Annotated in this window: 21 protein-coding genes; 5 read left to right on the top strand and 16 right to left on the bottom strand. The window is 42.2% G+C overall.

The genetic code is table 11. The annotated features are described in order from the left end of the window. Nucleotides 1–140: 140 nt before the first annotated feature. Nucleotides 141–596 (top strand): hypothetical protein, encoded by a 456-nt coding sequence (locus ACMXYV_RS10110; protein ID WP_415888376.1) that lies wholly within the window; start codon nt 141–143, stop codon nt 594–596. A gap of 65 nt (nt 597–661) precedes the next feature. Here the strand turns inward: ACMXYV_RS10110 and ACMXYV_RS10115 are convergent, their stop codons facing one another. After that, nucleotides 662–1,381, bottom strand: coding sequence for a TetR/AcrR family transcriptional regulator (locus tag ACMXYV_RS10115; RefSeq protein ID WP_415888377.1), 720 nt, complete (start codon nt 1,379–1,381; stop codon nt 662–664). Nucleotides 1,382–1,990: 609 nt separating this feature from the next. Here ACMXYV_RS10115 and ACMXYV_RS10120 point away from each other — a divergent pair. Then, complete coding sequence (locus ACMXYV_RS10120) at nt 1,991–2,791, top strand: response regulator (protein ID WP_415888378.1); 801 nt, start codon at nt 1,991–1,993, stop codon at nt 2,789–2,791. 66 nt (nt 2,792–2,857) lie between these two features. On the opposite strand, the gene ACMXYV_RS10125 is transcribed toward ACMXYV_RS10120, so the two are convergent. Together ACMXYV_RS10125 and ACMXYV_RS10130 are read right to left on the bottom strand one after the other, a co-directional pair. After that, nucleotides 2,858–4,657 carry a methyl-accepting chemotaxis protein gene (locus ACMXYV_RS10125; RefSeq protein ID WP_415888379.1) on the bottom strand — a complete coding sequence of 600 codons (1,800 nt, stop codon included), beginning with the start codon at nt 4,655–4,657 and terminating at the stop codon, nt 2,858–2,860. 166 nt (nt 4,658–4,823) lie between these two features. Continuing rightward, the gene (locus tag ACMXYV_RS10130) at nt 4,824–5,525 is read right to left on the bottom strand and encodes a M48 family metallopeptidase (protein ID WP_415888380.1); all 702 of its coding nucleotides are present in this window, start codon (nt 5,523–5,525) and stop codon (nt 4,824–4,826) included. 62 nt (nt 5,526–5,587) lie between these two features. Between ACMXYV_RS10130 and ACMXYV_RS10135 the strand changes: the two genes are divergently transcribed. Then, complete coding sequence (locus tag ACMXYV_RS10135) at nt 5,588–6,172, top strand: uracil-DNA glycosylase family protein (RefSeq protein WP_415888381.1); 585 nt, start codon at nt 5,588–5,590, stop codon at nt 6,170–6,172. 1 nt (nt 6,173) lies between these two features. Here the strand turns inward: ACMXYV_RS10135 and ACMXYV_RS10140 are convergent, their stop codons facing one another. The 12 genes from ACMXYV_RS10140 to ACMXYV_RS10195 all read right to left on the bottom strand — a co-directional run bounded on the left by ACMXYV_RS10140 (nt 6,174) and on the right by ACMXYV_RS10195 (nt 18,045). Next, nucleotides 6,174–8,159 (bottom strand): transglutaminaseTgpA domain-containing protein, encoded by a 1,986-nt coding sequence (locus ACMXYV_RS10140; RefSeq protein WP_415888382.1) that lies wholly within the window; start codon nt 8,157–8,159, stop codon nt 6,174–6,176. Next, nucleotides 8,137–9,105, bottom strand: a complete 969-nt coding sequence (locus ACMXYV_RS10145; RefSeq protein WP_415888383.1) for a DUF58 domain-containing protein — start codon at nt 9,103–9,105, stop codon at nt 8,137–8,139. The genes ACMXYV_RS10140 and ACMXYV_RS10145 overlap by 23 nt, the downstream gene beginning before the upstream one ends. 4 nt (nt 9,106–9,109) lie before the next feature. Then, on the bottom strand, nt 9,110–10,030 hold the full coding sequence (locus ACMXYV_RS10150; protein ID WP_415888384.1) for an AAA family ATPase: 921 nt from the start codon (nt 10,028–10,030) through the stop codon (nt 9,110–9,112). A 79-nt stretch (nt 10,031–10,109) separates the two neighbouring features. Next, nucleotides 10,110–10,415, bottom strand: a complete 306-nt coding sequence (locus tag ACMXYV_RS10155; protein ID WP_415888385.1) for a hypothetical protein — start codon at nt 10,413–10,415, stop codon at nt 10,110–10,112. Nucleotides 10,416–10,592: 177 nt separating this feature from the next. Continuing rightward, nucleotides 10,593–11,081, bottom strand: a complete 489-nt coding sequence (locus tag ACMXYV_RS10160) for an FKBP-type peptidyl-prolyl cis-trans isomerase (RefSeq protein WP_415888386.1) — start codon at nt 11,079–11,081, stop codon at nt 10,593–10,595. A 580-nt stretch (nt 11,082–11,661) separates the two neighbouring features. Next, nucleotides 11,662–12,435, bottom strand: a complete 774-nt coding sequence (locus ACMXYV_RS10165) for a helix-turn-helix transcriptional regulator (protein WP_415891434.1) — start codon at nt 12,433–12,435, stop codon at nt 11,662–11,664. 834 nt (nt 12,436–13,269) lie between these two features. Continuing rightward, entirely contained in the window at nt 13,270–13,746 is a 477-nt protein-coding gene (locus tag ACMXYV_RS10170) for a DUF2947 domain-containing protein (RefSeq protein ID WP_415888387.1), read from the bottom strand. An 86-nt stretch (nt 13,747–13,832) separates the two neighbouring features. Then, the gene (locus tag ACMXYV_RS10175; RefSeq protein ID WP_415888388.1) at nt 13,833–14,723 is read right to left on the bottom strand and encodes a diguanylate cyclase; all 891 of its coding nucleotides are present in this window, start codon (nt 14,721–14,723) and stop codon (nt 13,833–13,835) included. 155 nt (nt 14,724–14,878) lie between these two features. Continuing rightward, nucleotides 14,879–16,036 (bottom strand): type III PLP-dependent enzyme, encoded by a 1,158-nt coding sequence (locus ACMXYV_RS10180; protein WP_415888389.1) that lies wholly within the window; start codon nt 16,034–16,036, stop codon nt 14,879–14,881. 119 nt (nt 16,037–16,155) lie between these two features. Continuing rightward, nucleotides 16,156–16,758: a CBS domain-containing protein gene (locus ACMXYV_RS10185; RefSeq protein ID WP_415888390.1), complete on the bottom strand. Its 603-nt coding sequence runs from the start codon at nt 16,756–16,758 to the stop codon at nt 16,156–16,158. 101 nt (nt 16,759–16,859) lie between these two features. Further along, complete coding sequence (locus ACMXYV_RS10190) at nt 16,860–17,606, bottom strand: FAD-binding oxidoreductase (protein WP_415888391.1); 747 nt, start codon at nt 17,604–17,606, stop codon at nt 16,860–16,862. 136 nt (nt 17,607–17,742) lie between these two features. Then, complete coding sequence (locus ACMXYV_RS10195) at nt 17,743–18,045, bottom strand: hypothetical protein (RefSeq protein WP_415888392.1); 303 nt, start codon at nt 18,043–18,045, stop codon at nt 17,743–17,745. A gap of 139 nt (nt 18,046–18,184) precedes the next feature. Here ACMXYV_RS10195 and hrpB point away from each other — a divergent pair, with 139 nt between their 5' ends. Continuing rightward, complete coding sequence (gene hrpB / locus ACMXYV_RS10200; RefSeq protein WP_415888393.1) at nt 18,185–20,707, top strand: ATP-dependent helicase HrpB; 2,523 nt, start codon at nt 18,185–18,187, stop codon at nt 20,705–20,707. 5 nt (nt 20,708–20,712) lie between these two features. Here hrpB and ACMXYV_RS10205 read toward each other — a convergent pair whose 3' ends face one another. Next, nucleotides 20,713–21,642: a LysR family transcriptional regulator gene (locus ACMXYV_RS10205; protein ID WP_415888394.1), complete on the bottom strand. Its 930-nt coding sequence runs from the start codon at nt 21,640–21,642 to the stop codon at nt 20,713–20,715. 149 nt (nt 21,643–21,791) lie between these two features. Between ACMXYV_RS10205 and ACMXYV_RS10210 the strand changes: the two genes are divergently transcribed. Further along, nucleotides 21,792–22,241: a carboxymuconolactone decarboxylase family protein gene (locus tag ACMXYV_RS10210; protein WP_415888395.1), complete on the top strand. Its 450-nt coding sequence runs from the start codon at nt 21,792–21,794 to the stop codon at nt 22,239–22,241. Nucleotides 22,242–22,251: the final 10 nt, after the last annotated feature.

The following is a 22,251-nucleotide window of genomic DNA, read 5'->3' on the forward strand; positions in this document are numbered from 1 at the left end:
GGGCCGATTAGAACTTTTTATCTAAGCTTCGAAGAGTATTTGATAGTACATCAAGTTACACGACTTTTGTCCTGCTTTTCACGCTTGCAAAAAATTACCTTTAAAGCGAGACTCATGCCTGATTATTAAGGGGTACAAGCGTGGACAAATCAGATTCTATTTATCACTGGGACAAAGATTTCTTTGAGAAAAAATTATCACTACTAACCAACTGCCAATTAGGTTTTGTTGGTGCTGCGCTGATGCTAATGATGATGAACCTTTCCAAGATATATCTTCTCGCACCACTGGGTATAGGTTTGATCCTAGCTAGCTGGTACAAACATCATCTAGAACAAACCAAAGATCAAATGAAAAATATGTCTGTAGAGATTGCACCTAAATCAATTTTATTAAAAGTGCCTTCCGACGAGACAGAAACCCGCGTGACATTTCGCGAGATCGAAGAGATTAACCAACACAAAGAAAACATGGTGCAGATCATCACGCTTTACCTGAAAGAGAATGAAGATAAGCTTGAGATTAAAGCACTTAAAGACAGCGATAAGTTTGTTTCGACTTTGAAAGCGCAAATGGCTGAGCAACTTTCAAATTAATAAGAAAATAAAAATGACCTTGCAGAGATCTCTACAAGGTCACTCATAGCACTTATGAATAGCGCCTAGGAACAGATAGATGGGATGGGTGTTGGCGGAGCCTGCACAATTTCCCAACTCAGATCCGATTGATCTTTAATGCCTAACAACTCATCAAGTGATACTCGGCACGTTCGCCAGTAATTTCTCACACTGACAGGATCCTCTGAAACATAAAAGCGCATCATTAAACCTGCTTGAATAGTGGCAATCATCTGAACCGTATTCTGCAATGATGCAGTAGACGTACCTGCACTGAGTTTTTGAAGAAGCTGCAGTCGTTGCAGAGAGATATCATCCTGCAATTGACGCAATAGTACTTGTATCTGCTGATTATACGAAGCAGATGAAACATATCCGAACAATGCTCGTGCCGTCTCATCCTGAGTAATCAAACAATCAAAGAACTCCGTTTCTATTCGATCTAGAAACTCTTCTTTAGTTTGCGGAGCTTGGTAGCCTTGCAATGTTAGGAGCAACTTACTGGAAAGTAATTGGAGCACCTCAAGTTCAACTTCCGTCATTGTACGAAAGTGATGATAGAGTCCTCCTTTGCTAACCCCTGCCTCTGCAATTAACCTGCCCGCCGTCAGCGCTTGTAATCCATCTTGACTGATGATGCGAGTTGCAGCATTAAGAATCAAACTCCTAGTTAGATCGGCGTTTCCATTTGGGCACATTACTCTGACCTTTTTTGCTTGGAACACATGAGGTAAAAAACGCTGATCTAAACCAGCTTTTTCCACCTCTCTCTTCCTATGCTACGCCTCTGATTATACAAACAACATCAAAACATAAGAATTTACTGATTTAGATCAAGCTGCATTAGCATACCAATATGACAACAAAACCAATAAATCAATGACAAAAAATAACAGAACTTTAACTTCATAAATCCTTCCACGAACGTCCTGATAATCAAAAGCACTCAAATAAAAATAACCCATAAATGATTATGTAATGTTTATCAGTTATTTATAGCCATAAAGGCAGTGGATTTTAAATATCTAGTCTAGATATGGGATATTTAGATTAAGTTTAAACCAAGGACAAAAAATCAGAAAAAAAGTGACATAATCATTCAAAAATATAACAAAATAGTTCTATTTATAAGGGCACAACTTATCTTCCTGGGCAAAATTCAAACAAATCCGGGTAATGTATCGCCCAAAAAACAATCAATAGTTAAGAAAAGCCTCAATATTAGGATCGAACACTCAAAAACCTTTACATTTAATAGGATAAAGCTCAATTCACCACTTTTCTGTTAGGGTTATCTCTGTCATGATCTAAACTTTAATCAACTATCTATCCCTTAGCGACTTCCGCTAAGTTACCTGTTAATGGATTAGGATATGGAATTAAGTAGTATATATGTCACTGTAATCGAACCCTCAAAGGTTCAGCGCCACATTATCATCGGCCACTTAAACAGTTTCGGCATAAACAATATCGAGGAATTCTCCGAAGCTAAACCGGCCCTTGAACACATGCTATCTTCTCCACCCGATTTAGTTTTATCTTCCATGCATTTACCAGACATGACGGGTACAGATTTGGTAACCCAAATGCGTGGATTAGGTGCTTTGGAGCACGTGACGTTTCTTTTGATCTCCTCTGAAACACACTATCGCTACCTAGAGCCTATTCGCCAAGCAGGAGCGATTGGCATCTTACCCAAGCCGTTTAGCCGCGAAGAGATGGACATGGCCCTAAGGAGCACGCTTGATTACATCACTGATTTTGAAACTGACAGTGATAGAGAAGAATATGATGCGCTGAGAGTGCTGATTGTTGATGACAGCAAAATGTCACGTAACTACATCAAGCAGATGCTGGACTCTCTTTCTATTCAGTCAGTTGATACGGCAAAAGATGGCTCCGAGGCTCTTGAGTTTATCGCCAATGGCAGTCGTTATGATTTGATCATCACTGACTACAATATGCCCAATGTCGACGGAAAAGAGCTTGTAGAGCATATTAGAAGCCATAGCGAGCAACCTACCGTTCCAATCTTGATGGTGACTAGCGAGCAAAACGAAAGCCGCTTAGCCGCCGTGCAAAGCGCAGGCGTTTCTGCCATCTGTAGCAAGCCGCTATCTTACGATACGGTTAAACAACTCGTAGAGCAGCTTGTAACAGATTACGACATGTAATCTAACAAGCAGACATAAAAAACGCGGTTAATACCGCGTTTTTTTTATGCCTCCAGCCCAGATTCCTTAGCTTTTGTCTTCCAGTAAGTTTTCTGGTGCAAAGCCCATAATCAATCCACCCCAATGCTGTCCGTTGATATACAGAGGGATCGATAGATCATTCAGAATTTCACCTGTATCACGAATATAAGTCTGCAATAAGAATGGCGCTGTAGAAGATGCACGACGAATTTCAGCACGGTTACCGGCAAAAATTCGACGGTTACGGCTCTTCAAATTATCCACTTCAAAGTTGCCCGTCATTCGCTCAGATACTTTTGTATGGTGAGCTGCAGCGTATCCATTGCGGTCTACGGCGATGGCATAAATAAACTCAGAGCGCTGCGAAATAAAACTATCAAACAGTGGGCGCATCATTGCTTCATACTGATCAGCATAGCTGGTGTCATATTTCTCCGGCATTTGACCATCGTTCGTACGTACATAGTTAGTATCGAACATATTACAACCACGATTACTTAACTCTTCTAGTGCATCTTGAACTTGCTGACTCCACTGACGCCCCGCTTGGATCATTCCTTCAAAACCACCGTAACCGATGATAAAGCGAGAAAGAAGCTCCTGCGTTTCCTCTGTCGAATGCTCTAGCTCTTCAGAGAAGCGACGTGATTGTTCGATCTCACCATGCATTGATGTAGAGATATTGGTAATTTCAGATACATGATTGTGCGATTCACGGTTTGTATAAGCCAACTCGTCTATAGCCGCACTGATACTACTTAGCTGGCTGTTTAACTCTTCAAAGTCGCTTACAAGTCCGTGGAATTGGTCATTCGTGCTACCGATAAACTCTTCTGTCGAACCAACATACTCTAGAATTGTCGAAGCACTACTTCGAGTACTTCCGACCAACGAAGACATCTGGCTGATATTCTGATCAATTTCACTAGTGGCTGTGCTTACTTTCTGAGAAAGGTTACGTACTTCGTCAGCTACTACAGAAAAACCTCGACCAGCTTCACCTGCACGAGCCGCCTCAATAGAAGCGTTAAGTGCCAACAAGTTAGTTTGATCGGAGAAATCCTTAACCATGCCAAGGATCTCAGTAATATTACGGGAATTGATCTCAAGTTGATGAACAGTATCTTGGAAATCAGTCACCTGCACTCTAATCGCTTCAACTTGATTTTGTACACGGCCCAGTTCGCTACTTGAGGTACGAATCTCTTCCAAGTTTCGAGTGTTGCGCTCAGAGATCTCAAGAGTACTGCCTGCAATATTATCAATTGCTTGAGTCGCCTCTTGAGAGGATTGGAATACCTTCTGAGCTTGCTCTTCTTGTTTTGTAGCAGAACCTTGCGCTTCGATAAGTACCTTTTGTAGCCGAGTAGAACTCAGTGCAACGCTTACACTGCGGCGACGGCTTTCAGCAATCATCGCTTTCAAACTGGATGAGAAGCCATTGTAGCTTTCCGCCATTTCTGAGATCTCATCGTAAGTGTACTCAGGTAAAGTAGCGGAAATATCACCATCTTTATCCTTAATCGCCTTCAAGATATCAGTCATTTCATTAATTGGGCGCAGGAAAAGATGGCGCATAAAGAAGATTGTGCCAATACCTGTGATAAGAGCGAATCCTACCGTGAGCGCACCATAAAAGCTAAAAGAATCCAGATGGGACTGAATCAGCTCTACAGGTACAGCAGCGGCTTCAACTCCAGAGAGGCCTTGCTCAAGCTTCTCAAAGTGGTAGTAACCAATAACCACTAAAACGATGTGGGGTAAAAGTAGGAATAGGACGTTACCTAAGATCTTCTTAGTTAACGTATTGAATATAGATTTCTCAATACTCTTGTATAGGCTCATTTTCGCTCTCATTATTGTTATAGCTGCCTGTGCCATCTCACTTGGCAAATAGTGCTAAAACTCCTTTTCCAAACAGCATAGTCTATATATGTAGCTATGCATGGCTTGTTAACACTATGAAATCACTTCAAAAATAACACAACCACTCAGCATTTCAAACAAACAGTCACCAAAGAACCCAAGCATTTTTTGATTGAAGATAAGAACGCTTTTCTTTCCAATCTGGGCAGTACTTTTCAACTAGCGCCCAAAATCTAGGACTGTGATTTAAATGAGTCAGGTGTGATAACTCATGAATAACCACATAATCTATAATATTTTTATCTGCAAATACTAGTCGCCAATTAAATGTAATTTCCCCTCGCGCAGAACAGCTGCCCCACCTCCGCTTAAAACTCTTATATTTCAATGAATTATATCTAACACCTTTAACATCAGCCCAATATCTTACTCGCTCAGAGATGAACTGCTCTGCCTGCTCTTTAAGCCATTTTTTCAAAAAAGCTTCAACGCGTTCTGAATCTTCCTTCACAGATGAACGACGCTTACCCATTACCACTAATAGCGTATCACCTTCAAATTGGACATCCCATCGAGCCCCACTGCACCAATCTAGAACATATTCTTTCCCTAAATATGGGAATAGAGCACCTTTCTCAGTTTTCAAACAAAACATCTCAAGGTTTTGTGACATAACCGCCTGTTGCCGAGCTATCCAATCCTGTTTCTTAGCAACCCAATCACGTACCCATTGATCCGTTACCCATACCGGAACTCGAACAGATACACCCTTTTCATCCACCTGAATAGCCGCTGTTTTCCTTCGTGCACTTCTAATTATTCTGTACTGCTCTATAGTTTCATTCATTAGGGTTTAACTGTTTGTTTAAGACAACGAATCATAACGCGATAGCTTATGGAGATTTAAAATTGGATCAACTGCTTGAGCAAATCAGAAGCTGCAATATCTGTGAAAAAGAGCTCCCTTTAGGGCCACGCCCTGTAGTTCAAGCATCTGCTAAATCAGAGCTCCTGATTATTGGCCAAGCCCCAGGCAGTCGAGTTCATAAATCAGGCATACCTTGGGACGACCCAAGCGGCGATAGATTACGAGAATGGCTAAGAGTAGACAAAGAAAATTTTTACGATGCAAACAAAATTGCAATCGTACCTATGGGTTTTTGCTATCCTGGTAAAGGCCACTCAGGTGACAACCCACCAAGACCAGAATGCGCACCTACTTGGCACGACCTCCTATTGAATGAAATGCCTTCCATCCAATTAACCCTACTAATCGGTCAGTATGCTCAGCGTTATTACCTAAAAGAAGTGCAAAGCTTAGCGGGACACAAGACCCTCACAGAAAGGGTAAAAAATGCTGACAAAGCCCCTAGCCATTTATTTCCTTTACCTCACCCATCACCCAGAAATCAGATCTGGTTGAAGAAAAACCCATGGTTTGAAGAAGAAACTTTACCGCTATTAAGGAACAAATTAGCGATGCTAAAAATCTGAATTATCTAAATGAAACCAAGCATTGATCTATAGATTTTGAAAACTCAGTAACCGTTGGTCCATCATCATTTACAGCATATTTAACACATTCGTATTGCAGAGCAATTTGACTACAAACCTCGGCTAAATCAGGACGTACATTAGCTAATCTCGCGCAGTAATCACCTACCGTTTCACCTTTTGATCTCTGCAAGCCCTTCGGCTTTAAGCCATTTGATAAGCGAGTAATATTTGAGTCAAAGGGATCTTTAGCTGGCGCAGCACTAGACCGAGCCATTAAGAGCATTGTGATTGTTATCACTATGGCAAACGGGACGAGTAGAAATAACACTAAACGCCAAGCAGTTACTTTGCCTAAGAGATCACGTAACAGATCTATCTGTCGATGATGATAGTGTAAAACCCAACGATGCCAAGCATAGTTTAGCCCTTCTATTCTCAGCCTTAATTCTGATAAAAACCCATCGCCCTTAATACCTAAACTTTGCACAGGGCTTTCGTTTAAGAACTCGGGCTCACGGGATAACACTTCACTCGACGCTTCTTCAATACGATCAGGAGAAACCGCTGCAGTTGGATCTATCCTCACCCAACCTCTTTGTGGAAGCCATGCTTCAACCCAAGCATGAGCATCATACTGCCTTACTAATAAATAGTTTTCGTAATGGTTCCATTCCCCCCCCTGATACCCCGTAACTATCCTGGCAGGAATCCCCACCGCACGAAGCATAAAAGCAGTAGCACTTGAGTAATGACCACAAAAGCCGCGCTGTGTTTTGAGGAGAAAGTCATCCACTGTATTTACCCCCAATGGAGGTGGTGAGAGCGTGTACGTAAAGCTTTGATTAAAGAATTGCAGAATACGCCGAATAAACGCCTCTTCATTGCCTGTTTCTCGCCACCAATGCCGAGCTAAATCCAATGTTTCAGGGTTTCCTTCAGGTAGATAAACCTCTCGAGAAAAACTCTGGTAGCTGCGTTTAGCCCCAATAGACAAAGTCGGCTGAGCTTCTAAAGAAAACTGTTTCCGTTGAATCAGTGGCCGGCGTGTTTCTAGTACTCGCCCAGCACGAAACTCTAATTCACTTGGTGTTTTACTGACATAATCTAATGCGGGAATATAAGTCGCCTGAGTCGGCTCAAGAATAAGCTCATAACCAATTTTTGTACCAGAACGCTCTGGCGCTGTCGCCTTATCTCTATTTACTAAACTACTTTCTTGGTTACTCCAGCTACGACCATCAAAGTCATGCAGTACAATAGCGCGCCAATATAAGCTTGATTGGGGTGGTTTTATGCCTTCAAATGTCGCCCTAAAAGCCACCTCTGCGGAACGCGTTAACCGTGTTATATCACCAGGTGCCATAGTGTCAGACAAGCCAGTTTTGGCTGCACTTTTATCAAAGCTAATCTGCCATAATGGATCGATTCTTGGCATCCCCATAAATAAAACAATCATTAATGGGAACACCGGAATAAACATCAAGCTGGTACGCTTAAACGGCTGGAAGAAAGGAACGGCACGGTGAATGTGTATTGCTTGCAAAGCTGTACTGATCACTAACAAACAAAAGAAAGTGTAAATGGCCATCCAGATAGTTTGCGTGAATAGAAAAATGGATGCCGCAATGAGGTATGCCACATAAAGAACAACCAGTGCATCACGCCGTTTATAGATCTCCAACAATTTAAGCGAGAAAGCGACCACCAGCAAAGAGACGGTAGAGCTAATCCCCCCACCCTCTTGATAACTAAGCAGAACAGATGCACCTGCGACAAAAACTAAAACAGACTTAAACCATTTAGCAGGAAACGACCAACGGCCAATAAAGACCATGACTCGCCAGCTTAATGTGAACAGCACTATACCTGGCACCCAAAACGGCAAGTGGCTAACGTGAGGCAGCACAACTACAAATACACTAATCAACTGCCATAGCAGAGCTGTACGGCTAAGCTGTTGGTTATGCATGGCCAGAGTTGCCATTCGCCCCTCCAAATACAGCCAGTACCGTTAAAACCCTTTCTAAATGATCTGGACCCGATGTAGGCTCGATTCTTTTATTGGGTAACATCAACCCAAAATCTATTCCTTCATGCTCTAATTGAATCGCCCAGTAACAGAGAACACTGAGCCTTTGCTCCATTGGAAGGTCCGGCCAAGACTCCCAATTCAACCACACCTTACGACTTTGCTGCCCAACATAGCGTTTGACTAACAAACCTCGCCCTTGAGCATATTGCTTCCAAGCAATATGCTTAGTGGATTGGCCGGGCTGATATTCTTCCAAACCAAAGAAATCATCGCCTGTTCTCTTATTCCCAGACTGGCTATCTTGATCACCGCTATTCAAATCAGGTCGCGGTCCTTTTTGAGGTTTTGGAAATACGACTATATCTAGATCCAACTCAATCCAACTCCAAGCCCTTAATAAACCAAATGGATAAGTAGTCTCTATCTTCAGTGGACCGGGCTTTAAACGACCACGCTTCTCGGTAGTCAGATTAAGTTCAACTTCTCGAGCCTGTTCTTTTTCGAGATGGACTGTTTCTTCAGGCTGACCCTTCCAGTTCAACTGAATAGTTTCGTAGTTCCGATTATTTTCAGATTCCAGAAGTACCGAAAGATAAGTTGAATCACCGGCAAAGCAATTTTTACCTCTTAGCGCAGTGATTCTTAAACCTGATAGATTTAGATAGGTAAAATGTATGGTCAACACCCCAAGGGCGACTAACAAGTAGGCTACCGCATGAATAAGGTTATTCTGATAATTAGTTGCGATAAAAAAAAGCAGAATACAAAGAAAGAGAAAGCTCCAACCTGAAGCCGTAGGAAAAATATAGATACGCTTTTGATTTAAAAGAATGGAATGGCCTTTAGGCCGCCTAGCACTGACAACCTTATCAATCCACTCTTGAAGCCGATTTCTCAATTGCTCAACCAACCACATCAACCTCACTGAGTAATTTACGAACAAGAGCAGTACCACTCTGATCCATATAATCTTCTGTGGAACGCAAACGGTGAGCAAAAACAGGTCCTAGCAAAGATTGAATATCTTCAGGAATAACATAGTCTCTACCGCTAATATAAGCCCACGTTTTAGCCGTATTGAGCAACGCCAAACTGCCTCGCGGCGAGATCCCATATTCAAAGTCGGTTGACTCTCGACTGTACTTAACCAACCTTTGAATATAGTCCAATACACTGCCTGACACAGAAACCTGAGTGCACTCGTCTCTAATTTGTTCTAGCTCGCTTAGTGCAAGTTGCTCCAGTAAGTCAGGAATTTTCTTACGAGCATCCCCCCCCAATAGAAGCTCCCTTTCAGCTTCCAAAGATGGATAACCAAGATGAATCCGCATTAAGAATCGGTCTAACTGAGATTCAGGTAGAGGAAATGTACCGTATTGAGAGATAGGGTTTTGGGTAGCAATAACAAAGAACGGTTGCGGCAGTTCATAGCTATGTCCTTCTACAGTAACCTGCCTTTCCTCCATCGCTTCAAGCAATGCACTTTGGGTTTTTGGCGTTGTACGGTTTATCTCATCGGCTAATAATAACTGAGTAAATACCGGCCCTTTATGAAACACAAATTGACCATTTGCAGAATCAAAGATGGATGCCCCTAAAATATCAGCAGGCAACATATCACTAGTGAATTGGATTCTTTGGTAATCTAACCCAAGGACTTTAGCTAAAGCATGGGACAATGTGGTCTTGCCCATACCAGGTAGATCCTCAATTAGCAGATGCCCCCCTGTAATTAAACAGGTCAACGCTTGCCTGATCTGAACCTCTTTTCCGTATAAAACTTGGCTAACTGCTTCAACAATCTGATCTAGCTTTTCGCGCATGAACACCTAACTCCATATCCCTGAGTTATTACTATGCCAGTTTGGCTATGCTCCTGCACGAGCTTATCCGATCTAGCGACTAAAATTTTAGAGGAATTGAGTCCTGATGATAATCCGCAAAATCAGAACGACAGGCTTCGTCATGGGTCTCAATCTGAACAAGGTTAGCCTCATGGATACCTGCTTTAAGGCAAATATCGTAACCCTCTTTCACATTATGACAAGTGACTACTTTACCTTCCTGATCTTTAATCAACTCTTTCTGAAGGTGATCATGATCATCAAATTCCACCTCTATAACCATAGGACCACACCCAGACTCGATAAAATTAACACCCTTAATTCGTGCCTGCTGATTTAGCATACCCATCTGCTCTATGTTCATAAAAAGCCTCCAGATCTATGCTTGCGGATATTTTTAATAAGACAACCGTTTTACGGTAACACCGATACATTCAGATTAATGATAGTCAAAGATCGAGTTTTAAGAGGGTGTTATCGATTAGATAGGCACAAAAAAGCCCGGTTAAAACCGGGCTTTACTATCTAAAATAATTACAAATTAAGCACCGCCGCAGCTGTGACCTTCTTCGTGAACATGACCGTGAGAAAGCTCTTCTTCAGTCGCTTCACGAACATTTGTTACTTCAACACTGAAAGTAAGTGTTTGACCAGCTAAAGGATGGTTACCATCAAGGACCACACTATCTTCTTCAATAGCAATAACAGTTACTGGTTGCTGTCCCCAAGGAGCTTCGGCCATAAACTGCATGCCAACCTGAATATCATCAATGCCTTGAAAATTAGCACGATCAACGTTTTGCACTAGTTCTTCACGCACATCACCGTAACCCTCTTCAGGTGTTACAACCACATCCAGCTTGTCACCAACAGTTTTACCGATTAGCGCCTTTTCCAAACCAGGAACGATATTATTAGCGCCACAAACAAATGGTAATGGCTCTTGCCCCTGAGATGAGTCTAGAACTTCACCTTCTTCATTTTTAAGAGTGTAGTGGATGAAGCCAACTAGATTTTCAGCAATTTGCATACAGATAATTCTCTATCAAAAGGGAGACATTTCTTACACTAGAACAGAGTTAGCGCTGTAAAAAATCATCTCCTAGATTAGGATTTGGGAACCTAACTAAAGGCCCAAGCATAAAGTCAAACTTAGTTGAGGTAATCATACCGATTGCAAAAAAATGCTGCTAGCTCTGGTTAGCGCTCTTACAAATAAATTTGACCATCGTAAGAAAATAGGAATTTTTCTTAGCTTCAAATCCGAAACCCTGTGCTAATTTGTATCTATTGATAGCCTTATCATGGAGGATCAAGCTAATGGAAAAGGCATGTACGCTATGTTACAGCCTTGTATTGCATCACAAACCTCACTCTGCACTAAAAAAGATTAGTGAATTGAAAGGTAGTGAGTTGTATAAATGCTGTTGTTGTTACGCCTACTTACATAAACATGACAACGAGTGGGAAATAATCAGCGGGGGAGACTTTAGCGGCAAACCTGCTGATCAGGTTGCAGTTGAAAGCCAAAATCAATCGTCAGAGTACGAAAACGAGAGCCAAAGTTTTGGAAAACGCATAAGCTATCAACCTTGATTGATAGCTTATAGTTACAAAAGACCTACTTCATACAATATAGCTACGAGCTGCGTTTTATTACGTGCACCAAAAACACGCTTAGCTCGAGTAATATGATAAGTAATCCCTTCCTCAGTTAACGCTAGCTTGTCAGCAATTCTTTTCACCGCCATACCTTCAGCAGTCATCTGAATTATCTGGCGACAGGTGTGTGATAGAAGCTCCTGCTTAAGGAAAGGGTTCTGCTCTTTCTCACATACAACCTGTAGCAATGAGTGATAGCGAGCCAAAATAGGTACCAACCACTCCTTAACCGAATCAAAGAACTCTTCGAATTCACGTGCAGGCAAACTGTGAAACAGACCAAAATAGTGGAACCAATAATTATCGCTCACACCTGTCATCGGTATGTAAACACGAGAAGCAATATTATTCTGTTTCCAAAACGTTTCCGCCTGCGCCCCTAGTCCACCATCTGCATTATTAACTACAAGTGGAGAACGCGCTTCTGGTAGTTCTTTCCATAATGGATCTGCGTGAGCAACATCACGGTAATAAGCTTTAACTACTGCGTCTGGCAGTGAGCCAACAATATCAAAGCCATTCTCCCAACGCTGCTTCTGATGATCAGACAAGCCCTCAATATGCTGACGCGTCAACACCGAATAAGTGAAGGAAGTAAAACCTAGCTGGCATAGCAACTCATCCAGTTCCTGTAACAGCCGATCCCATGTGCATTCAATAGCTAACACTGTTTTTTCTTGAAGTGCTGGCTGCTGTTTTAGCTGTAGAATCAGGCTTTCCATATCTTGCACTAAAACACTCCGTTGAAAAGTGAGTCCTTTGACCTAAAGGGGAAAAAGTTCTTGTTAAAGACAAACACCCAAAAGGTATGACTAAATTACATAAATTCAAACAAAAGGGGCTATGAAAAATATTAAGCTACAACTTCTAAAAACATAGATACCCCAATCCATATGTTAATGATAAGCGTATTCCAAAATGGAAGAAGTACCAAAAAATATAGTATCGAGGGTGTTTTTCACACTTAGGTCAATTTTTCATGGACTAAAGCCGTAGGCTCATTGAATTCTTTGCCTTCCAGCTGATTTAAAATTCTCTAATACTGTACTAATTCACTCTGATATATCTGATAAAATCAGAACTTTAGTACTACTACAGGCCTATTATCACTTACATTACGTAAGGTTTAAAGCGGTAGTAAGTAAACATATTAAGAGTCTATTTTTGACATATAAAGATATAAAATTCAAACAAAGATTTGTAAAAATGAATAAACTTTAAGCTAAATCAAATTACAATTTTATTACATCGTATTCTTTTAGGTTTTTAATAAGAAATACGACTTGTTCGGTAAGTTATTGCGTATATTTATCTATAGATACTGAACATTCACTTAATAATATTGCAATTAATTTTCATTAAGCTTATGACTTTAAAAAGTGACTACCACTGAATATTTCTTACGCAGCAGTATAGAAGCAAAAGATATGACTAACCCGTAGCCTAGAAACGAGCTAACAATAGATTGAACTTATCAGGGAAGAAGAATTTTTGAAGAGAATAACGAAGCACAATCTAGAACAACCGTGCTTCATATCCCGCTGAACTGAAATGGATTACGAGCGTAGACCTAAACGGTAACTGCCATTGTCGAAGAATTGAGCAACCTGCTTACGTTTTCGACCTAAAAGTACGGGGCCATTGTCAAAGAAAAGGAAGTTCTTCCAATTCCGACGGAAAACACCCCACTTTGTTTCAATGATGTGATCACTTTGGTAACAAAAATAAACAGTAATATTTTCATCCCACTCTGCCAAATGAGTTGCTAAGAGTTCAGGCATCTCGTTTGACTGGGCATCCCATGCACTCTGCCAAAAATCTTTCTCAGACCAATTTTCATCTTTAGCCGCCCAATCCCCCTCGCCGAAATGCTCCGGATGTGAACAACCTCTACTTACATGCTCGGACCAGATCTGCTCTGCACGACTTTCCGTTAGCGGATTAATCTGAGCAAGATCTTCCTCAGAAACAGGCAAGTCCCTGTGACGAAATATCCAAGCTTTAGTGTATTTTTCCAACGGAATGTATTTCATTATTTACTCAAAATTTTCTAAAATTCACAGAGAAAGAAAAAGGGAGCTATTAAGCTCCCTTTTTTAAAAAAAAAGCGAGCTCGCTGCTATCCTTCACCTTCGACACGGTTACAACCGCTTTGCTTGGCTACAAATAGATTTTCGTTGGCACGTCTCAACATGTTATCAGGATCGTCGTCCAGACCATCTAGCGCTGCAACACCAACACTGACAGTGAACTTAACATCGCCAGCTGCGTAAGGGATTTCCATCTCTTCCATCATTTTACGTACACGATTACCAGCAGCCATACCCTGTTCATGGTTCGTTTCCGGCATAAACATCACAAACTGATCGTCACCGTAACGCGCAAGGAAGTCTGAAGTACGTTTCATTCCATGGATAGAGGTCACTAACTGCTGCAAAATTTGATCACCACAGTCCCATGAGTATCTATCATTCAGGTCACTAAAATTATCTACATCGATAACCATTAGACTACAAACCCAGTCATATCGCTGCGCTTGTGCAATAGCTTGTTCCAGTACAGGTCTTAATGCACGACGATTATATGCACCTGTTAATGGATCACGCTGAGCCTGATTGGTAACTTGTCGCTCCAATCTACGCTGGGCAGAGATATCACGAAACACAGCGACAACCTCATCGCCAGCAGCAGCACAACGAAGCTCCATCCATTTCGTTTCGCTCAAACCTTGCTCTTTAAGAACCGGTACATGCTCAGGTCTTAACTGGATGTAAGTCTTAATCGACTTGTTCTTCTCAATCGACTTAACCCCAGCTGCAGTTATATTACCGCTGATATCAGCAGGGAAAATATCTTCGAGCTTACGTCCCATGATCGCATCGGCATCCAACCAGCCTGCGTCACCTGCAGAACACGCCATGATCAAACCTGTTGGTTCAAGTACCAGCACTACATCCGCTGTTGCTTCCAGAACAGCACCATAGCGAGCTTGAATCTGTTTATCTGACATCCACTACTCTCCACTCAACCAGACGATAAAAATTGGCATACCAAAAAGATAGCTGTTTGGGACAGGATGGACAACCTGTTTTGTAGTTTTTATGCGCAGAAGCTTGATTCAAAAAGGATATTTTTAGTCGCAGTAGCGAAATACTGCGACTAAGATTACAAAATATAGTAATCCAGAGGTGGAAAACCGTTAAACTCGATCGAGCTATAACTGGTGGTATAAGCACCGGTGGAGAACCAATAAATTTGATCACCTATATCTAAAGAGAGCGGCAACTCATATTTATGCTGTTCGTACATGATATCCAGACTATCACAGGTAGGACCGGCAAGGATCACCTCTTCTTCTGGCCCTGACTTTGAAGTAGATAGCGGATATTTAATCGCCTCACCCAAAGTTTCGATCAAACCATTAAACATCCCTACATCTGTATAGACCCAACGCTCAAGCGCTGTTGACGATTTTCTAGAGATCAAAACCACTTCTGACACGATGATCCCAGCATCAGCCACCAGCGAGCGGCCAGGTTCAAGGATAATTCTTGGTAATTCTTCACCAAAATCTTCTTTTAGAAAGCGCGTAATCTCTTCAGCATAGGTTTCAAATTCATTGGTTTTCTGCAAATAGGTCGCCGGAAAACCACCGCCCATATTAATCATTTGTAAGCGGATGCTGTGCTCTTCAGCCAAACGCTCGAAGATAACTTTAACCTTGGCAATTGCACCATCCCAAACGTCGATATCACGCTGCTGGGAACCCACATGGAAGGAAACCCCATAAGGGTTTAAACCCAAATCCCGAGCAAGTACGGCAAGTTCAATTGCCATTTCAGGGTTACAACCAAACTTACGTGACAAAGGCCAATCAGCACCTTCTGAACCATCAGTGAGCACGCGGATATAGATATCAGAACCAGGCGCATACTCCGCTATATTACGCAGATCCGCCTCTGAGTCGGTCGCAAATAAGCGTACACCGTGATCATAGAAGTACTTTATTGCTGAACACTTCTTAATCGTATTCCCGTAGCTTATACGCTCTGGTGCAACATTGAACTGCAGTACTTTATCTAGCTCTTGTGGGGAAGCTATGTCGAAGCTAGACCCCTCTTTAGCTAACAGTTCAAGCACCTCATTAGCAGGATTTGCTTTTACTGCGTAGAACACGTCTGCTTTTGGAAAGCCATTACTTAGTTCAGCAAACCGAGTCTCGATTACTGATAAGTCTAATGCTAAAAAAGGTGTAGGTTTAGCCTTAGTTAATGCTTCCAGTTTTTGAGAAACATCAGGACTAAATTGGTTTGGTAAAATCATGCGCAATTGCACCACACAATTGGGTTAGACAAAGTACTCTAGCAGTGCCTAGTACGGTAAAGGCGCGAAGTATAGTCAGTAATAGAATTCCAAGTCCAGCATTAGATTTAGGCTTTAAATTAAGTTCCTTCACCACTTCGAATCACCCGCTCTATTTCCGCAAAGCTTTTCGATTCATACATAACATCAAAACCTATTTTAAGGCGTCTTGAAATGTCACTGGCAGAGATTATTCCTCTAATTCTAAGTACTCCAGCTGAACTTTCATCTGTGACGACGACATGCTGATCTCCAGAACCTTTAAGGGTCAACATGATATCCCCTACCCGTGCATCTTTAAGCTGCTCATAGGTAAGCGCATTCATATTCAACTTACTCAGCATAATATGGCGCACCTGAACCTGATCTCGACTGACTCCATCACGTTGCATAAAGGCCATGACTTTTCGACCAGCCGCATCTGACGCCGTAATAATACCGGTAAAATTATCTTGGTTATCCAAAACAAAGAGCAACCGTACGTGCTGACTCTTCATATACTCCAGTGCTTCTTGAATAGGTAAAGATTCAGGAACCGTTACGGGTTTCACTTCTGTAAAGTCGGTGAACACTTCAAAGGCTGGGCTATATAAGCTAGCAGGCGTTGCAGTTTTATCTGGCGATAAAATGTAGTCGATATCAGTCGTTGTTTGTAATCGGATATGCCGAAATTCTTGAAGCATACTGTTCCCTCTCTGAATAACCTCTGTAATCAGAATAGTACATAGCTTCTGTTTTACCGCCTCTCCGACAGAGAGGCTTTCCTAATCGCTGCACACAAATTTTACAGCAGAGAGAATTGGTACTTCTCACGCTTAAGATTAGCGGGTTTAAATCCCTGCTGATCAAAGTAGTTGACCGCTTTATCAATCATGTCCGGATGACCACACAGGTAGACAATGTCCTGATCCGGATTCGCATTCAGATCCACATATAAGTCAGACACATAACCAGATTTCTCGTTGGCGGACAGGATCTTACTCTCCTCACGGCTAAAGCAGCTAAAAAACTTAGCATGAGCAGTCAATTGGGTAAGTTCGGAAAACTCGTCGGCGTAGAGTAACTCTTCTCTATTTCTCACCCCCTGGATAACGACCACCTCCAATTCTGGATTTTCACAAAGACGAGATCGAAGCTCCGGCAACATAGATCTAAACGGCGTCACTCCTGCACCTGTGGCGATAAAGACAAACCTCTTGGGTGAGACTTTAGGTAAGATCAGATTACCAAAAGGCCCATTAACGGCAACGGTGCTACCTAGCTCTGCAGCTCTAAAATATTCGCTGGCAGCGCCATCAGGGACCAAAGTAATGACAAAAGTGAGTAACCTGTTATCTATACTTGGTTGATCCCCATTTGCCACACTGTAACTTCTCGCCTTTGTATCCCCTTGGTAGGTGAACTCAATAGAAAAAAATTGACCGGGGATATAACGAATCGGATCTTCGCCCTTGTAAGTTAATTCAATCGAGCGAGGTGTTAGATAACGCTTTTCTATGAGGGTAAGCTCTACTCTGTTATTGCTCAACATATCTCAACCCATTCCGTTTCGATGTATCAAAGATACATCTAATGACAGTAATGATCAAAACTTGTTCAATAATATCGAATGTGAACAGATACAAAAAAGCAGCCTATTGGCTGCTTTTTAAAAAACTAAGAAAGGCTTAATAACCCAGTTCACTTGGGTCAATCACAACACCTAAGGAACGCTTATCAACAAAATTGCCTTTACTGGTTTCTTTATAACGGAAGGTAACTTTCTTACCCAGCTCAATTTCTAGATCTTTATCTGGAGACATATAAGAGTACTCCTCACCGTCCACTGTGATCACATGAATGTAGAATGGCGGCATGCCAACCCACTCAACATGAGGACCATCGGTGACAACCTTTTCCAGTACACCTCGACCAGAAAGCTTAGGAGTTTTTTGATAGCCGCCTCTGCGACCTTTAAAATTACCCGCCATTAAGGCTCCTTACAACTAAGAACAACATCGGCAAAAATTTTATTGCTCCATCATTGTAGCTTTACTACTTGTCAGAGCCAAACCCTTATAGAAAAACTGTTAAACTTTATGCTGAATTATTTTTCAGAGTGTCGAAGCCTTGCTGCCTATCATTTCCGTTTTACCCAAATTAACTCAAGCGCTTAACGATCAAAATGAAGCGGTTCTGGAAGCACCTCCCGGTGCAGGTAAAACCACGCAAGTCCCCCTCTCATTGCTCAAAGAAAGTTGGCTGAGTAATCAAAAGATTCTCATGCTAGAACCAAGGCGTTTAGCAGCTAAAGCTGCCGCCGAACGTATGGCACAGATGCTCAATGAAAAAGCAGGTCAGACCGTTGGCTATAGAGTTCGCCTCGACACCTGTATCAGCGAACACACCCGAATAGAAATTGTGACTGAGGGTATCTTAACCCGCATGTTACAAACCGATCCGAGCCTTGAAGGCTATGGGATTGTAATTTTCGACGAGTTTCACGAACGCAGCTTAGATGCCGACTTAGGCTTAGCCCTAACCTTAGAAGCCAGAGAATACTTCCGCGAAGAAACTACGCTGAAGATCTTGGTGATGTCCGCCACGCTGGATGGAGAAAAAATCGCCAAACTGCTAGGTAATGCCCCTGTTGTTACCAGTTCAGGTCGTAGTTTCCCAGTTAAACCGTTGTATTGTGGCGAACCCTCACAAGGAGAATGGTTAGCACAAAAGATGGTTAAGACCGTCACCCTAGCGATAGCCGAGCAAACCGGTAGTATTTTATGTTTCTTACCCGGTATGCGAGAAATTCGTAAAGTCGAAGAACTACTTAACGAGCAGCTCTCTCAAACAGAGAAAAATTCTATTGCTATCGCGCCACTCTATGGCGATCTAACACTGGAAGAACAACGCAAAGCTATAAACCCCTGTGAAGCTGATAAACGCAAAGTCGTACTAGCAACCAATATTGCTGAGACTAGTTTAACCATCCAAGGCGTAGAGGTAGTAATCGATTCTGGTTTAACTCGTGTTGCCAAATATGATCCAAACTCTGCCATGACACGTCTACATACGCGCCGAATTTCCTCAGCTTCTGCCACACAACGTGCAGGCCGAGCAGGTCGATTATCCCCTGGCGTATGTTACCGATTATGGAGTGAAGGACAGCAAGAACAACTTAGCGCATTCGATAGTCCGGAAATAGCACAAGCAGATCTAACAGCTTTAGCACTGCAGCTAGCCAGCTGGGGTACCACCGATACAAAAGACCTTAATTGGCTTGACCAACCACCAGCAGGTTCTTTCCAACAAGCGCAAACCTTGCTAACCCAATTAGGCGCTCTCAACTCACAGAAGCAAACAACCATCCACGGTCAGCTAATGGCTAAGTTACCTGCGCATCCAAGACTCAGCCACATGCTTATCAAAGGTTCAGCTTGGGGCTTAGCCGACAAAGCCTGTCGTATCGCTGCGCTTTTAATGGAACGCGATCCTTTTAGAAATGAAGGCGCGGATATCAACAGCCGCCTCGAATGGCTAGCAACCAAACCGAGTTTCCAGAAAGGCGTCTGGCATCGTATCAAAAAGCAGGAACAGCATTACCATCGAATGCTCTCCATATTAGATATTCCAAGCGAAACCTCTGGAAATAAAATTCCAGATCACGAACAAGCAGCCGTTTTACTCGCGCTTGCGTATCCTGATCGCATCGCACAGCAACGCCAGAACAGTACTATTTATAAGCTCAATAATGGACGTGCGGCGAACTTCTACGATCAAGATAGATTAAGCCAATATCCATGGATAACCGTTGCGACACTGCAAGGAAAACAAAACCAAACGAACGACCAGATCCAACTGGCTGCGCCGCTGAATCCTGAGTGGATTGAACAATTCATTCCTGAACTGATTCAACAGCATGAAGTGATTGAATGGGACAAATCCCAAGATCGTATCTGTGCCGAGGAGCAAAAACGCATCGGTACTCTCGTTTGGGAATCCGCCCCTCTAGAAAGCCCTTCACCTGAGGCGATTAACGCAGCGATCATCAATCAAATAAGGAAACGAGGGTTATCTCTTTTACCTTGGAGTGATGATATTCAAGCATGGCGTCAGCGCGTGATATTTCTGCACCAAGCTGTTCAAAAGCAATCACAAAATCAATGGCCAGATCTAAGCGATAACTGGCTTCAAGACAATCTTGAAGAATGGCTGACACCCTATTTGGATAACATAACGCAACTAAAACAGTTGAAGAAAATCAATTTAAGCAGCGTGCTACAAGCGATGCTTCCTTGGCCCCTTCCTCAGAAGTTAGATGAGTTAGCACCGGAACGATTTACCGTACCTTCCGGCTCAAAGATCAGAATCGATTACAGCCAAAATCCACCTGTTTTAGCTGTAAAACTGCAAGAGATGTTTGGCTGTACCCAAACACCTAAAATTGCACATCATGTAGCGCTACAACTTCACTTACTTTCTCCTGCGAGAAGACCACTACAGGTCACTCAGGACTTAGAAAGTTTCTGGCAAAATGCCTACAAAGATGTGCAGAAAGATATGAAAGGCCGATATCCTAAACACCCTTGGCCAGACAACCCTTTAGAAGCGATTGCAACTGCTAAAACCAAGCGCGCTTCGCAAAAGGCCTAAACATCTTAATCTGAGATATGTTCGACTAGAAAATCGATAAAACTACGGACACTCGGCTTGAGATATCGACTGCCTTGATAGATCGCATAGATATCTCCGCTACCCTGTTCATAAAGCGATGGTGCCCACTCAGGCATGCATTCAATAAGGCTTCCATCGTTCAGATGCTCCTCCACCATCCATCTAGCGATCAATAAAATACCGGTTCCTGCAATAGCCGCTTCAACCAGAGGTGAACCGCCTTTAGAAGATAAGTTACCGGTCACCAGAACCTTTTTGTTTTTTTGAAGAGAGCTCTGTGGAGAGTTCTTTTGAGAGCTCAGTTTAGAATTAAAATGCCAATAACAGCGCTGCCTACCTTGATTTAATAACAAGCAATTATGACCTGAAAGCTCACTCGGTTCTGAGGGCGACCCGAATACATCTAAATAACTCGATGATGCACATAGCACCATTCGGTTCTCTATGAGTTTACGGGCACGTAAATCTGAGTCTTCTGGTTTACCAATTCTAATACCGATATCAAACGCACTGCTATTCAGATCGACCAGTTGGTTATCCAATTCAATCTGTACATTCACTTCTGGGAATTGCTTGAGAAATGCTGGAATTAATGGCGAAACCTTTTGCATGCCAAAACTTTCAAATACAGAGATCTTTAGCTCCCCTTGAGGTTCCGCATTTGCATCCTTAATTGAACTGACTAAATCATCAGCATTCTTTAAAAGTAAATTTGCACGCTCAAACAACTGTTGGCCGTGTTCAGTAAGAGACAAAGCTCGTGTACTTCGCTTAAAAAGCGCAACACCTAATTCAGTTTCTAACTTATCGATACTTCTCGTAACCGAGGATGGCGCGATATTCAGTGCTTTAGCTGTTTTAGAAAAACTTCCCAAATTAGCCACCTGAATAAATATCCGTAGTAACTCAAGCATCTTTTCTTACCCTGTCTGCAAACCTTAATTATCCAGCCATAACTTTTGCAAAATACGCAAAAGTGTTCCGCATTTATAACAGATTCTAAACATTCTTGCTTAGCGCCAAAATAACCACATCATTCAGCGTTATTGATTAGGATTGAAACATGCTACAGAAAATAGACTTTGTTAAGTCACACACACCAGCATTAAACACTATGTTACAGATGGAGAATTACCTCTCAGACATAAGCATCGGTTATAAGTTGAAAGGGTTGATCAAAATACGGGCATCCATGCTAAACGAATGCGCATTCTGCATCGATATGCATACAAGTCAGGCACGAGCAAAAGGCGAATCAGAACAACGTATTTATGCGCTATCTGCGTGGAGAAAATCGAAGCTATTTAGCGAAGAGGAAAGAGTTGTTCTTGCCCTTACCGAAGAGATGACCTCAACCAATCCACAAGATCTAAGCGATCAAACTTATCAGCAAGGATTGGCGCTATTTGGCGAAAAAGGCTTTGTTGAGATCATCATGCAAATCACAGCCATCAACGCATGGAATAGAATTGCGATTGCAACAAGAATGGAAAAAAGCTCAGATGGAGAATAGATAAATAGTT

Origin of the sequence: Neptuniibacter sp. SY11_33, assembly GCF_047778025.1 — a bacterium.
Taxonomy (GTDB): Bacteria; Pseudomonadota; Gammaproteobacteria; order Pseudomonadales; family Balneatricaceae; genus Neptuniibacter.